Origin of the sequence: Paenibacillus sp. FSL W8-0919 (assembly GCF_038003785.1) — a bacterium.
Taxonomy (GTDB): Bacteria; Bacillota; Bacilli; order Paenibacillales; family Paenibacillaceae; genus Paenibacillus_AQ; species Paenibacillus_AQ lactis.
Genome location: NZ_JBBOPV010000001.1, coordinates 4,698,675 through 4,712,300 on the forward strand (window position 1 = coordinate 4,698,675; position 13,626 = coordinate 4,712,300).

8 protein-coding genes are annotated in these 13,626 nt (G+C 52.2%); 3 read left to right on the forward strand and 5 right to left on the reverse strand.

Annotated features, from left to right (window positions below; all coding sequences use genetic code 11):
* Window positions 1–81: 81 nt before the first annotated feature.
* The 3 genes from NST44_RS21315 (at window position 82) to NST44_RS21325 (ending at window position 4,145) form a co-directional block, all read left to right on the forward strand.
* Entirely contained in the window at window positions 82–1,680 is a 1,599-nt protein-coding gene (locus NST44_RS21315) for a spore germination protein (RefSeq protein ID WP_373872028.1), read from the forward strand.
* 32 nt (window positions 1,681–1,712) lie between these two features.
* Window positions 1,713–2,936 (forward strand): Ger(x)C family spore germination protein, encoded by a 1,224-nt coding sequence (locus NST44_RS21320; RefSeq protein ID WP_213614102.1) that lies wholly within the window; start codon window positions 1,713–1,715, stop codon window positions 2,934–2,936.
* A 72-nt stretch (window positions 2,937–3,008) separates the two neighbouring features.
* Window positions 3,009–4,145, forward strand: a complete 1,137-nt coding sequence (locus NST44_RS21325; protein WP_213614101.1) for a GerAB/ArcD/ProY family transporter — start codon at window positions 3,009–3,011, stop codon at window positions 4,143–4,145.
* Between the two features lie 112 nt (window positions 4,146–4,257).
* Here the strand turns inward: NST44_RS21325 and NST44_RS21330 are convergent, their stop codons facing one another.
* From NST44_RS21330 to NST44_RS21350, 5 genes are all read right to left on the reverse strand, one after another.
* Window positions 4,258–5,637: an extracellular solute-binding protein gene (locus tag NST44_RS21330; RefSeq protein ID WP_028404294.1), complete on the reverse strand. Its 1,380-nt coding sequence runs from the start codon at window positions 5,635–5,637 to the stop codon at window positions 4,258–4,260.
* Between the two features lie 40 nt (window positions 5,638–5,677).
* Window positions 5,678–6,547 (reverse strand): carbohydrate ABC transporter permease, encoded by an 870-nt coding sequence (locus tag NST44_RS21335; RefSeq protein WP_007131402.1) that lies wholly within the window; start codon window positions 6,545–6,547, stop codon window positions 5,678–5,680.
* A gap of 59 nt (window positions 6,548–6,606) precedes the next feature.
* The gene (locus NST44_RS21340) at window positions 6,607–7,557 is read right to left on the reverse strand and encodes a carbohydrate ABC transporter permease (protein WP_007131401.1); all 951 of its coding nucleotides are present in this window, start codon (window positions 7,555–7,557) and stop codon (window positions 6,607–6,609) included.
* A gap of 504 nt (window positions 7,558–8,061) precedes the next feature.
* On the reverse strand, window positions 8,062–11,382 hold the full coding sequence (locus NST44_RS21345; protein WP_340900548.1) for a glycosyl hydrolase: 3,321 nt from the start codon (window positions 11,380–11,382) through the stop codon (window positions 8,062–8,064).
* Window positions 11,369–13,423: a glutaminase family protein gene (locus tag NST44_RS21350; protein WP_340900549.1), complete on the reverse strand. Its 2,055-nt coding sequence runs from the start codon at window positions 13,421–13,423 to the stop codon at window positions 11,369–11,371. Before NST44_RS21350 ends, NST44_RS21345 begins: the two co-directional genes overlap by 14 nt.
* Window positions 13,424–13,626 lie beyond the last annotated feature (203 nt).

The following is a 13,626-nucleotide window of genomic DNA, read 5'->3' on the forward strand; positions in this document are numbered from 1 at the left end:
AGCTCCCTGCATGCGCGGTTACGATTCCAGGAAATAGGTAACCCTTATGGCATACGATAACTGGTTAAGGTGGTTATAGAGATGTTCTTTTTCAAGAAGCGCAGCCGTTCAGCCGCCCGATCCAAGATCAGAGAAGAGCCAATGTTGCAACAAGCGGTGACGGACGGTACTGCCTTGTCCGAACAATTGGACATCAATTTACGCATCATCCGGGAGCGCACGGGCGGCAGCACGGATATCATTATACGGAGACTCGACCAGGTAGTGGGATGTGAAATCTGCGCGGCCGTCATCTTTATTGAGGGATTGGTGAATGATCAGATCATCAACCATTCCATCATGGATTCCTTGACGCAGGTCAGTTCTATGGAAATCCCCCCTTCCCCTGCCCCGTCTCAAATTGTCAGCCTGATCCAGAACCGGTTTCTATCCAACGGAACAGTCAGCGAGCTAAACAGCATGGATCAGCTGCTAAATGCGGTATTAGCGGGGAATACGGCAATTCTCGTGAACGGCGCCGCAAAAGGCGTCCTGGCGAGTTCTTTCGGCGGCGAACAGCGCAGTGTGGAAGAACCCCAGTCCCAAACCGTTATTCGCGGACCTAAAGAAGGGTTTACGGAAAATATCCGAACGAATACCGCCTTGATCCGCCGGAAGATCAAAAGCCCTGACCTGTGGATCATCAACCGAAAGATCGGACGTCAGACACAAACCGATGTTTCGGTTATGTATCTGCATGGCATTGCCGATGAAAAGATCGTGAATGAGATCCTCCAACGGTTGGACCGAATTGATACGGACAGCATTTTGGAGAGCGGATATATCGAAGAATTTATCCAGGACCGGACATTCACGCCTTTTCCGACCATAACGAATACGGAGCGTCCCGATGCGGTGGCCGGCGCGTTATTGGAAGGAAAAGTGGCGATTCTGGTCGATGGGACCCCATTTGTGCTCATTGCGCCCATCACGATCTTCAAGCTGTTTCAATCCAGCGAGGACTACTACCAGAAGCACGACATCGCCACTTTTCTACGCTTGCTGCGGATGGTTTCGTTCGTGATTTCCATGCTATTGCCTTCTCTCTATATTGCGATCACGACGTTTCATCAGCAGATGCTCCCAACCTTGCTTCTGATCAGTCTGGCCGCACAACGGGAAGGCGTTCCCTTTCCGGCATTGGTCGAAGCGTTCGCGATGGAAATTACGTTTGAAGTTCTGCGGGAGGCCGGCGTTCGTATGCCGAGAGCGATCGGCTCGGCGATTTCGATTGTCGGAGCGCTCGTTCTCGGTCAAGCTGCGGTTCAGGCCGGCCTGGTGTCGGCTGCGATGGTCATTATCGTTTCTTTTACGGCCATCGCCAGCTTCGTTGCCCCATCGATCAGCATTTCGAACTCGGCGCGGCTGCTGCGGTTCGGCTTTATGATCCTGGCCGCCACTCTAGGCTTGTTCGGAATCATTGCCGGCATGATCGCCGTGCTCATTCATTTGAGCGGGCTTCGCTCCTTCGGGATTCCTTATCTGGTTCCAGTCGCTCCCTTCATTCCTTCCGATCAGAAGGATACCTTGATCCGGGTTCCGTGGTGGGCCATGAAGCGCAGACCGAGCTTAATCAATAAACAGAACGTTACACGGCAAAAGAATAACCTCAAACCTTCGCCATCTGAAGATAACCACTAGCAAGCATCAGGCAATGAATGAGGTGTAGATGTATGGGACGCAAACGAACATTTCTTTCACTCCTAACAATTCTCTCGCTGCTTCTGGGCGGTTGCTGGGACAGCAACGAATTGAATTCCTTGAGCTTTGTTTCCGCAACGGCAATCGACCGGGACGAGGATAGAAATCAATGGATCATATCCTTTCAAGTCGTCATTCCGCAGGCCATTGCCATGCAAACCGGCGGCGGGGTCGGTGGGAGTGAATCCCCGGTCACCATCTTCTCGACACGAGGCCGAACAATCCGTGAAGCGATGCAGAATGCAGGTTTGGAGACGTCACGCACCCTTTTTTTCGGTCATAACTCGGTCTTGATCATGAATGAAGGCGTAGCTCGGACCGAAGGGGTTAAACAAATTCTGGATTTCTTTCTGCGGCCGATCGAAAGCCGGGAAACGATGTCGGTGCTTCTGACCAGGGGAAAGGCCTCTGATCTATTGGAGGTATTCATCCCGCTTGAGAAAATAAACGGCAACGCGATTCAACGGGTCATCGAGCAAAGCCATGACAAGTTATCGCAGGTCCAGAATATCAAGCTGATCGACTTCGCAACGATGGTCGCCGATCCGAACTCCGATGCAAGGGTTCCCGAGGTGAGGATATCCGGTAATAAGCAAGCGCAATCCTCGCTGGATGCGCTTAAATCCGCTCGAAGCAAGGCCGTTATCAAGCTTGGGGATCTTGGTGTTTTTCGCCGTGATAAGTTAATCGGCTGGATGAATCCCCGGGAAAGCCGCGGCGTTGCCTGGTTGTCGAATGAGGTCAGTCAGATGATCATTGTGTTTCCGTGCGATGAAAGAAATCCCGACCAACTTTCGAGCTTCGCTGTGATCAAATCATCGACCGTGTTGGATCCCAAAGTACAGGCGGACGGGATCGTAATGGATGTTCGGGTTAAAGCGGAGGGGGTGCTGGATGAAATGAGCTGTCCTATGAAACTGAAGGACCCGGATGTCATCAAGGTCCTGGAGCGGGCGATCGAGGATGAAATCAAGGAAGAAATCCAAGCCGCATGGAGCAAGATGAGAGAATTGAATGCCGATGTAGCTGGTATCCGTAATGTGATTCATCGGAGACAACCCGTGGCCTGGAGAAAGCTGAGTCAATCGAAGCAGCCGCTCGAGCAAATCGAGATCCGTATGCATGTCAAGGCGAGTATCGAGAATACCAATATGCTCTACCAGCCGTTCTCGAATATGCTGGAACCGAAACAATAATGCCGAAAGATATGTGGGGCCAACGCCCGAAACTTCGGAGACAAAGGACAACAACTTAAGGATGTTAAGGATATGGAGAAAATTGATAAGTACCAACTGATCGCAATGACCATATTATTCATTATCGGAAGCTCGCCTTTGTATCAGCTGGGGATCGAGGTGAACCAAGACGCCTGGCTGGTGATGCTCACGGGGATGCTGGCCGGGTTATTGCTGCTCTTTGTCTACATTTATATTCAGAAGCGGAATGCGGATAAGAGCCTCTACCAGATCCTGAAGCGTCATTTCGGCCGTTGGATCGGCACGCTCTTGGCCATCGCCTACATATTCTATTTTGTCTATGAATCCATGAGGAACACCCGGGAATTCGGAGATATTATCAATGTTGCCTTCCTTCCGAGTACTCCCCTGTTCCTCTTAATGCTGATCATGATCTTGCTGTCCGGGTACGCCGTATCCAAAGGAATCGAGGTGTTCTTTCGTGTGGTCGAGTTTTTACTCCCGATTACCTTGATCGGCTACCTTCTGCTCGTGATTATGTTTGTTTCGACCAATTTGATTCATCTCGAACGGCTGCTTCCGATTCTTGAAAACGGGGTGATGCCCGTCATCAAAGCGGCAATCCCCCAAGTCATCAGCTTTCCGTTTGGCCAGGTCGTCGTATTTCTCGTGTTCTGGAACCATCTGAACAACCGAAAGGTATTGACCAAGGTTACGGTGTTGTCCTACCTGTTCGTCGGCGTGTTCCTGCTTGTCTTCAGCATATTGAATCTTGCCATTCTGGACCCGACCATAACAAGCATCTCAACGCTTCCGATGCTTCGCAGTGTCCGTCTGATCCAGATTGCGAATTTCCTGGAACGACTGGACCCGATCATAATGATGCTGATCTATATCGGGATATTCGTCAAAATGACAGCTTTCTACATGGCAGCAGTGCTTGGGCTTTCACAGCTGATTAAAATGAATCATAAGATGCTCACCTTGGTCGTTGGAGGTTTTATCTATGCGATTTCCTTTATTTCGCCCAACCTGATTCACCACCTATGGGTCGGTTTTGAGCAAAATTTGAAATATCATTTTCCGATCTTTCAAATCTATGTCCCCCTTCTGCTTGCCATGATCATTATGCTAAGAAGCTTGTTTTCTCCGAAACGCAAGAGAGGCACTAGACCATCGCCGGCTGCAAAAAAGAGTGGTCAAACGTAAAAAAACCGGCCATTTCGGCCGGATATCCTAAATGTACATACAAATTGGAATATTTTATAATATGACGTTCATATACTCATCATGGTTAGGCCCGTCTATGCATATTAAAAGTTTACTTCAAATTGGCCGACCATTTCTCAGCGCGCGACTGAAGATCATCCAGGAATTTCTGTATATCCGGGGCGTTGCCAGAGGCCGCTTGGCTGATAAACCCGTTGATGGCCGGCGCAATGTCGCTCATGTAGAACGGATTGGCTTCGTCCATCAGCTCGGAATGTCCGACGGCTGCGATTTCAAGCGCCTTTTTCACGTACTTGTCCTCCGGCGTAACAAAATCGGCGTTTTTCAAGGTTGGCGTACTGGAGAAGTTCTCGTACCGGTATTTCTGCGTCATATGACCGCTCAAGAATTTGAGCACTTCCCATGATGCCTCCACATCCTTGGCATTCTTGGCCATAACGAACGGATCGACCGCCACCCATCCTTCTCCGTCAGGCCCCATGTTCATCACGGGCTCGAACCGGTCCAGAAGCTCTTTGTTCTGCTTCGAACGGTATTCGCTCATGGTGGATCCCCCGGTGGAATCGAGCGCAATCGCGATGTTGTTTTTCTCCAGACCGAAATTTTCAGCTCCTTGTGCATTCACGAAGCCTTTAGGCGGCAGCTGCGCTGCTTCCTTCAGCCATTCCAGCACCTTGACCATCTCCGGTGAATTCAGATGCCATTTAATGCTCTTGACATCCTTCAGTGTTCCTTCCGCTCCCTTGGCGCCGTATGCGAGGGTCAACGCGACAAAGGTGGAGCCGTTTAAGGAGTTTCCGCTCCAGAAGAGGCCGTAATTATCTTCGCCTGTCTTCGGATTTTTCCCGGTCATTTTCTTGGCCTTCTCGAGAATTTCATCGGGACCAGGCTTAGCCGAGAGCGGTTCAACGCCCCAGTCTTCAAAGAGCTTCTTATCGTAAATCGTCATTCTGCGGCCGAGAACGGCAGGAATGCCAAATTGCTTCGTTCCGTCCGGCGACTTGGTGCTGTAAGAATTGTTCATGATCCCCTCAAGATAAATGCCCGGATCGAAGGAGGAATCATTGGCAATCAGATCATCCAGATCGCGCAAAAGCCCGTCCTGATACCATTGGGAAGCGAAGGCGCCTCCGGTATATAAGACATCGGCGTCGCCGGATAAGAGCATTGCCGACTGCTTGGCTTTGACATTTTCCCATGGGATTTGGTACACCTCGAGCTTAATGTTCGGGTACATGATCTTAAACGTCTTATCCAGGTATTCATTGAGACCAATCACTGGATTGCCGGTCAGCGCGTCAATGCCATTCTCCAGCTGCCAGCCGGCGAGGGCCACGCGCACTGTCCCTTCCATGTCCGACACCTTTTCGATCTTGACGCCGCCGGTCACATCGGTGTTCGAACCGCCCGAGCAAGCGGCCAGCGTAAACGTCAGCACGAAGGATAATATAAGCAGCACAGCCTTCTTCATTATTTCATGACACCTCCGAATGAATTGCTTATCTTACGATCTACTGCTTAATGCCGGACAGCGCGATACTCTCGATAATATAGCGCTGCAGGAACAGATAGACGGCGATAACCGGGATCAGACTGGCCGTCGTGGCCGCCATGATGATGGATGGCTGTTGGTTAATGCCGTTATTATAGGTGAACATGGCCAGACCGATCTGAATGGTGTATTTGCTTGCCGATTTCAAAATGAGCAAAGGCCAGAGCATATCATTCCACACGCCGAGAAACAGCAGAATCACCATCGTGGCAATGATCGGCGTGCACAGCGGCAAATACACGCGGCTGAACACGGTAAACTCCTTGGCACCGTCCAGTACGGCAGCCTCCCTTAAGCTGCTGGGCAGCTGATCGAAGAATGCCTTCGCCAGGAATGTACCGAACGCATAGTTCATCGCCGGCAAATAAAAGGCGAGGTAATTATCAACAAGTCCAAGCTCGCTGAACAGCAGGTACTGCGGAATCATCGTCATTTCAAACGGGATCATCATGGTGCTGAGGGCGAGAAGAAGCACGATGTTCGCCCCCTTGAAACGAAGCTTAGACAACGCATAGCCGGACAATAGCGCCGATAGAGAGCTAATGAGAATAACGCCTGCACTGACCAGCGTGGAATTCCCGATATAGAGGAACATCTTGATATTCGTGAATGCAACCTCAAAGGTTCGAATGGACGGCTCCTCCGGCCAGATTTTGGGCGGAAACGTAATATTCAGCCGCGCTGCCCAGTCGAAGCTGGTAATCAGCATCCATAAGAACGGTACGATCATTATGAAGGAACCGGCGAACAGCACGATTGTCAGAATCAACTGATTGATCGACAACCGTCTGCGGGGCACAGGCTCCTTAGAGACAGCTGTACCGGACATGGTCTCCCTCCTGTCTTCATGATATCGTGTTTGCAGATCGCCATCATGCTAGGCGGCATTTAATCCAGACTGTCCTTACGCCGGTTCAGCAGCATGAGGCAGACCGTCAGAATGAGAATGATCAGGAATAACAGGTAGGATACCGCAGTGGCAAGCCCCATCTGGGAAGCCAGAAACGCATTCCGATAGATATACAGCACCACCGTCATCAGGCTTCCGCCCGGATTGCCGGCTGTCCCTCCGATTAACCACACATCGGTAAACCGCTTCATCCCGCCGATCGTTCCCATGATGAGCATGAATACAAAGATCGGACGCAAATACGGAATCGTAATGTACAGCCATTTTCGATAAGTACCCGCCCCATCCACCTCAGCCGCTTCGTACAGGTCGCGCGGAACGCTCTGCAGCCCAGCCAGAAAAATAATCGTGTTGTAGCCAAGCGCCCCCCAGAGACTCATGAGCACAATGCTGTACGGCGCCACTTGCGGATTCGTGAACCATCCGATAGGCTCGATGCCGAACAATCCGATGACAAAGTTGATCAACCCTTCCTTGGACGGAAAGAACAGAAAAGAAAACAAGAGCGTCGTGGCCACACCGGAAACAACGTTCGGCAAGAAATAGACCGCTTTGAAAAAATTCCTTCCCAGGTTCCACTTCAGGTTGTTGATCAAGCTCGCCAAGATGAAAGAAAAAGCGATGCCGAGGACGACCGACCACAGCCCCATTAAGAACGTGTTTGAAAGCGCTTGCCAAAATATGGTATCCCCTAACGCGTACTTGTAGTTGTTCAACCCAACCCATGTACCGGTCAGATTGAGTCCTGACGTCTGATGAAAGCTCATGAACAGCGCGGCAAACATCGGGTAAATGGCGAACACCAGTACGCCAATGATCAGCGGGGCACTGAACAAATACCCCATCCAGTCATTGCGGGTGAACCGGAATTTTCGCTTGGGCAGGCCACCATGAACCGCAGACCCTTTCCCCTCCGGGGTGGATGACACAACCAATCCTCCTCCTTTCATATAATCGCCGGATCTATTGCCCGGCAGTCGGACAAGGATTCCCTGTCCATTCTGTACAAGATTATGTGTTGGATTCCGGATTGATTCCGGATAATGTATCTTTCTTTATTCCCGGTTTATCGACGCTCACCAGAAGACTTCCTTATCGAACCATCGATCAATTTGCAGACTGCTGCAGGTCGACTGACGGCAGGGCCTTAAGTTAATCGAATCGCAGCAGGCTATTCATATGCAGAATATGAATTCTGGAATAGGAATATGGAGATGTTAAAGATTAAATATCTATTCTATAAGGATCTTAATAAACGAATTTACATATAATATATTATGTAAACTCATATCCCCAAACAAATGACCTTATCGATTAACGATAAGGCCTTCTTTATATTTGAAACTATGGTTGACTCTCCTTTCAGTGAGAGTCATCCCTCTTTGAAACAAGGTTTGTGAGGAAATCTTCTGATCGCTCCTCCGTCTATGAACCTACGATTGCGAGGAAGCCCCCGCTCTCCGCCGGACCAGCTTGACCTGTCCAAGCACGCCGGAAGGCAGAGCTTTTTTGCCGTACACATTTTCAAGCGTATTCGCAACTTCAATGCGGAAGACATGATCCCCCTGCTTCATATAAGAGGTGATATTCCAGCTGTAGGGCGGCCACAGCCGGACGCCGGCATCGTGCTCGTTCACGTACAGCCGCGCTGTCTCCCGAATATCCTCGGCCTCCAGCCATATTTCTTCATCCGGAGCAAGGTCCTTTCCGGCAATCGACAGCTGCTGCGAGTAACATCCGATTCCTGCGTAGTATGGATAACCCGCTTTGCACCAGTCGCCTGACAGTAGCTCTGGCTGAACGGTTAACGCGTGACCATGGGCCGCAAAGGGGCCGATTAGAAATGCCGGAAACGAAACAGCTGGCATGGGCTCAAGCAATGAAACCGTCAGCACCTCGAGCACATTCTCCCCCTCCGTTAGATGCGAGGTGATGTCGACTGCCGAATAATATGGATCTTGCCACCGGGATGGCCGCAAGCCTTCCTGCCGAGCTCCGTTGACAAAAATTTCGATATTTCGGCGGCGCTGCAGGAACCCGATATGGGACGGAATGCGCTGGTCCACATCGTCAAGGATCAGCTCAATGGACGGCTGGCTCGCTGTGCGTGCAGGATCAAGTGTATGCTGGCTTTGTTGTTCATGCGAGCGCCGTGCGTCCCGCAGCCAATCGATCAGCTCTGCAGATAATGTAAAGGTCGTACGGTACGTATTCACTTGGCCCGGCATCGTTGCATTCATCCGCGACTCGCGGTCATTCAGCGTGACCATCCACCGATCAAGCAGGAGCACGTTAGGATCATGGGTCTGGAAATGCCAAGAATCTCCCAGCAACCGCTCGCCGGGTATCCTAGTATCTGTAGAATGTTGGGCATCGATTCGGCCATCAATCCGAACGTCAGTTCGATCTCCCCATTCTGTGCCTCGATCGGTCGGAAACGAAATCACGCGCAGCTCCCCAGGCGCCAAGTGCAGCTCGGCATGGTTCGTCAGGCAAACAACGCTCCCGCTCTCCAGATCCCACAAGCGTAGTTCATCGCTGCGGCGGTCACTGCAGCTCATCCGGACCGTTACGGCGCGATCTGACCAATTCAGCAACCATGCGAAAGGCATACCCTCTCGATATCGTTCCACCATGATGACATCCTCTCGGCTCCCTGCAGTCACATCCAAAGACAGGTTAAGCTGTCTGTACAACATCGTCCGAAGAAGAGAACAAACGTTCTCGAAACACTCTTCTTCGGCATTCCGATCATTTCCTGAAGCAGCTGCTTCGTCATGATCCGCGCCGGCCAGGTCGAAATATACCGTGACCCCTTTTCCGACCGTGTTAACGACACCATGATGAGATGCCCCGAACAAAGCGTCCATATGACGCGTGACTTCAGGATCGTGCCGCTGGTATTCACTATGCTGCGGAATGGCGCCAATCGCTATTAAGGCTCCACCTTCCGATACGAAGGACATTAATCGTTCCGCTATATCTCTCGACATCACTTGTAGTCCCGGAAGAATCAGTATCCGATACCCGTCCTCCTGTCCCGCAAAGCAAAATCCGCTTCCTTGCACGATCTTTGCTACGCGCAATTGACACTCATCGACATAATCATAATCCAGCGAATGCCGAAGCAGACGATCCGACAGCAAGGAGAAGTATCGGTCGCAAGCCGGATGCTGGTTCGATTGTCCCGATACGAACATATGGTCGTATACCGTGTGGATCGGTGACAACATGAGAACTTCGGGCCGCCGTTTTGTATAAGCCCCGAGCAGGCTGAGGCGCCCGATGTAATCAGCGAAGCTGCGATAATGCGGCCAATGCGGCGCATGATAAAATTCCGTCGGCGGAAAATCCGTTTTTCGATAGCCGGCAAAGGAATAATAGAACGCGTGCGGAATGAATAGATTGACGCCCAGAAACGCCATAAAATTCGCATCCAGCCGCCGCTCTCGCATGGAGTAGGCATGACCGCTTGCCCCGAAGGACTCGCATACGACCCGCTCCTTGCCTTCCAGCTGTGCCACGGATGCCGCCGTCTTCACGGACACGATTCGATGCGGATGATCCTTGGTGCCGATACCCGGCGTCAAATAATCAACGCCCGTGTAATGAAGCTGCTGCATGACGCGGGTCTGATTGCCTTGGGAGCGGGCTTGGCCCCACACGGGCTCCTCCAAGGTATGGCCGATGTACAGCAGGCCCTGCCGCTCGCACCAGGTGCGGATCGCTGCATGATAGCCGCCGACATACCACCTCGTAATCGTCTCATAATACTGCTGACGAAACGTCCGGCTCCCATCTGCCATGCCGTACATCAATGCGCCCAAGTGCGGAATCGGATCATACCCGTTCTCTTCCCGGAACCGCTCGACCATGCCATGGGACCAGGCAAACACCATCCCCGGGAGCGTTGCTCTCACGTTATGGACATCCGTCCGGATCGCTTCCACGCCGAAGAAGCCGTCATGAATCATGAGTCCCGGCTCGTCGGTAAACACGCCTTGAATGGTCTTCCCGTACTGCCTCTTCAATCGCAGCAGCGGCTCGTATGACATCCGGATAAACGCTTGAACCGCCTCCGGATTCAGCGTATCCAGATAATAGCCTTGCGCGAAGGTCATTCCTTCCGCAATCTCACAGGACCAGCACGCAAGGATCACGTAGGAATCGTCGGTCTTAGGAACCCATTCCTGGTTTAGCAAGCCGGTGATGTTCTCGGGATTGCTGCACAGCAGCCACTCCCCTTCCCGTTCAATCGCGCGGTAAGCCAGAATGGCGATAAGTTCTTGATGCTCGTAAGAGGTAAAGTCTAGCTTCAACGAAGCCTGCGCCCCGCCTCCTAGAAGTCTTCGCTCTTCAACGCGAAGGTACCGCATGCGATATTCCGGATACTGCCGCGTCAGCTTGCCGCCGACCGTTCCGCTCGGCCAGTTATCCTCATCGTAAAGCCATACCATCATGTTTCGTTTGCGGCACTCCTCCGTACAGAACTCCAGCGCATCCATGAACTCATCCGATAGAAAGCCCGATTGCATCCCATGCCGTGCATGCAGCACGACCCCGCCGACGCCCGCCTCATGCATGGCCTCAAGCTGCCGCTCCAGCTCCGGCTTCTCCAGCCTATGGTTGAGAAACCAAAAAGGCTGGGGACGGAATATGGCGGCGGGATCCCGGAACTGCGCTTCTAATGAATCGCCCCGTATTGGTGCTCGGCCAATATCCTGCATGGTATCTCGTGTTCTAAACTCCTGCACCTTGATCACCTGATTTCATTAATGTCCGGTTAGCTGCCGTTCGTTTTGAAAGCAGCAAAGGCAGGAAAAAGCCGCCCACGACTGACCGGTTCTGGAAATTCATCTGCTTTCCGGATTTCGTATCATACCAATCCGTGATGGGAACGCGGCTTTCCGTTTCGTTCAGAAAGTCCCAGAACGGAGCGATCAACCGTTCAAACTGCGAACGGGTTCCCATCGAAGCGCTCCAAATGAGCCAATCCGCCTTGGTATACGTCTCGCGGCTATCCAGCGGCACGCCGTATTGATTCTGCTGCTTCAGATAATGCTCAACCTCCTTGACGGCAACCTCATCCGGGAACAAGCCAAGCTCCAGGAGCCGGTCCCACACAAGGTTGTATTTCAGACTCCAAGATTCGACCGGGCTGTCGAAGGTAAGCTTGTAGTGATCCCCGGCGTCCGCCATGGACAGCCACTCGCTGGCCATTGCCTTGGCCGCTGCCAGGTATTTTTCGGCAGACTCATCCATACCTAGCAGGCTGCACATTGAGGCATAGGCGCCGATTCCGACAATCGCTTTGATCGAGAGGTTGGCATTGTGGGCGAGATGCCCGGCAAAGTCATCGGTACAGAGCTGATTGTCCGGATCAAGCCCATGCGCAAGCAAATAACGGGCCCACTTGGACAGCAGCTCCCAGTTCTCCTTGGCAAAATCCCCGCTGCCCTCGTATTTGCAGACGGCCGCTGCCATCAGCAGCATATTGCCGCACTCCTCGATCGGCATCTGGTACTCCAGCTTGTTCTCGCCGTATACCTGACCGTTGGCTTTCGGATACGTGCCCACATCGTGCGGGGCAAAATCAAATGCCCATTGGCCGCTTCCGGCATAATCAAAAATCGGACGCATCATTCCCTTAACCAATTCCGGATTATACTTCAGAAAGAGGGGCATTGACGGGTAGCTGACATCGACGGTGGCGATGCAGCCATTGCTGAAATTTTCTTTGGAGAAAAACAAGTTTCGCCCCGCCCCGTCCGTGACCAGTTTATGAGCCGCGATCGCCTGCCGGTATGCCAGAGCCGCAATATCCCTGAACCGTTCGCCGCCCGCTGCGGCGCATTCTCCCAGCAACTCATCGCTAAAGGCTTGGCAGCGCTGCAGGATATCCTCATATTCGTCCGCAGCCGAGAGCAGCATCTCCTGAAAGGACGCCCCGTTTCGCTTCCAGTAAGCATCGAGCGGCTGATGAAAATATTCAATGGAATGCACATCGTCATAGGCGAGCATTAGGAACTGTGACACAGGCTCGGCGTCGATGCGCCCCATATCGACTTCGGCTGCGAGAACCGGCATATTTTCCCCGGCAGGCCTCGGTTTAGCTGCATCATCGGCAACCGGCAGCTCGCCGGTTCGAAGATACGCTTCCCTTCCAGCTGCGGAATGAATGGCGCTTCGAATGCGCTCTGATTTAGGATACGCTAGGTACATGTAACCCCAGTCGATTCGCGTATCATCCCCGGCGCGCTGCAGTACCGGCTGGGCTACAGTTCCGATCGACAAAGCGGACAAACGTTCCGATTGCTCGTGACGATCCCAGGTGACGACCTGATCCGTGGTATGGACACACCACTCGCTGGTTACATCTAAATAAATTTTTACTTGATGGGATTGACCGTCAATGGACTTCGCCTGAAACGTGACATAGGTGACGGGACGGGACAAAACATCCAAATCATCCGGCAGCAGCGGCGATGTGAAGCTAACCTCCAGACGGATGCCTTCACCTTCGAAGGTGTACCGGGTCGTCAGCGGCTCAACCGCAAGCCCGGTTTGTTCCAGCACCTCCGGTTCCGCCGGATCCGACGGTTCATCCTGCAGTCCGACCCGTCCCATGAACTTCCTCGGTTTGCCGTCGATTAGGATCAGGCCGACCAGACCGCAGCGTTTATTCGTCCAATGCCGGATATGGTCGTCATACAGATGATCGGCTGCCGACCACGCGCTAAAATACGGGTCAATCGTGACCAGCGGCACGGACGGCGGTCTTAAACTTGTCTTCATGTTCATTTCAGCTCCCTTTGTTCCGATATTTGGCGGATACAACATGAACCCATCTTGCAGGAGATGCGAATTGCAGCATAAATATTATCCTAACAGTTCTGCATGGCACCCGAATTTCCTTTGAATGAAACGGGCTTTTATGCGAAAGACTTCGCAATCCTTGACCACAAAGACTGCGAAGCCCGTTTATTCTCCCGCAAACC

Coding starts and splice junctions, on each gene's coding strand:
- NST44_RS21315 (WP_373872028.1), top strand. CDS start 82: ATGTTCTTTTTCAAGAAGCGCAGCCGTTCAGCCGCCCGATCCAAGATC.
- NST44_RS21320 (WP_213614102.1), top strand. CDS start 1,713: ATGGGACGCAAACGAACATTTCTTTCACTCCTAACAATTCTCTCGCTG.
- NST44_RS21325 (WP_213614101.1), top strand. CDS start 3,009: ATGGAGAAAATTGATAAGTACCAACTGATCGCAATGACCATATTATTC.
- NST44_RS21330 (WP_028404294.1), bottom strand. CDS start 5,637: ATGAAGAAGGCTGTGCTGCTTATATTATCCTTCGTGCTGACGTTTACG.
- NST44_RS21335 (WP_007131402.1), bottom strand. CDS start 6,547: ATGTCCGGTACAGCTGTCTCTAAGGAGCCTGTGCCCCGCAGACGGTTG.
- NST44_RS21350 (WP_340900549.1), bottom strand. CDS start 13,423: ATGAAGACAAGTTTAAGACCGCCGTCCGTGCCGCTGGTCACGATTGAC.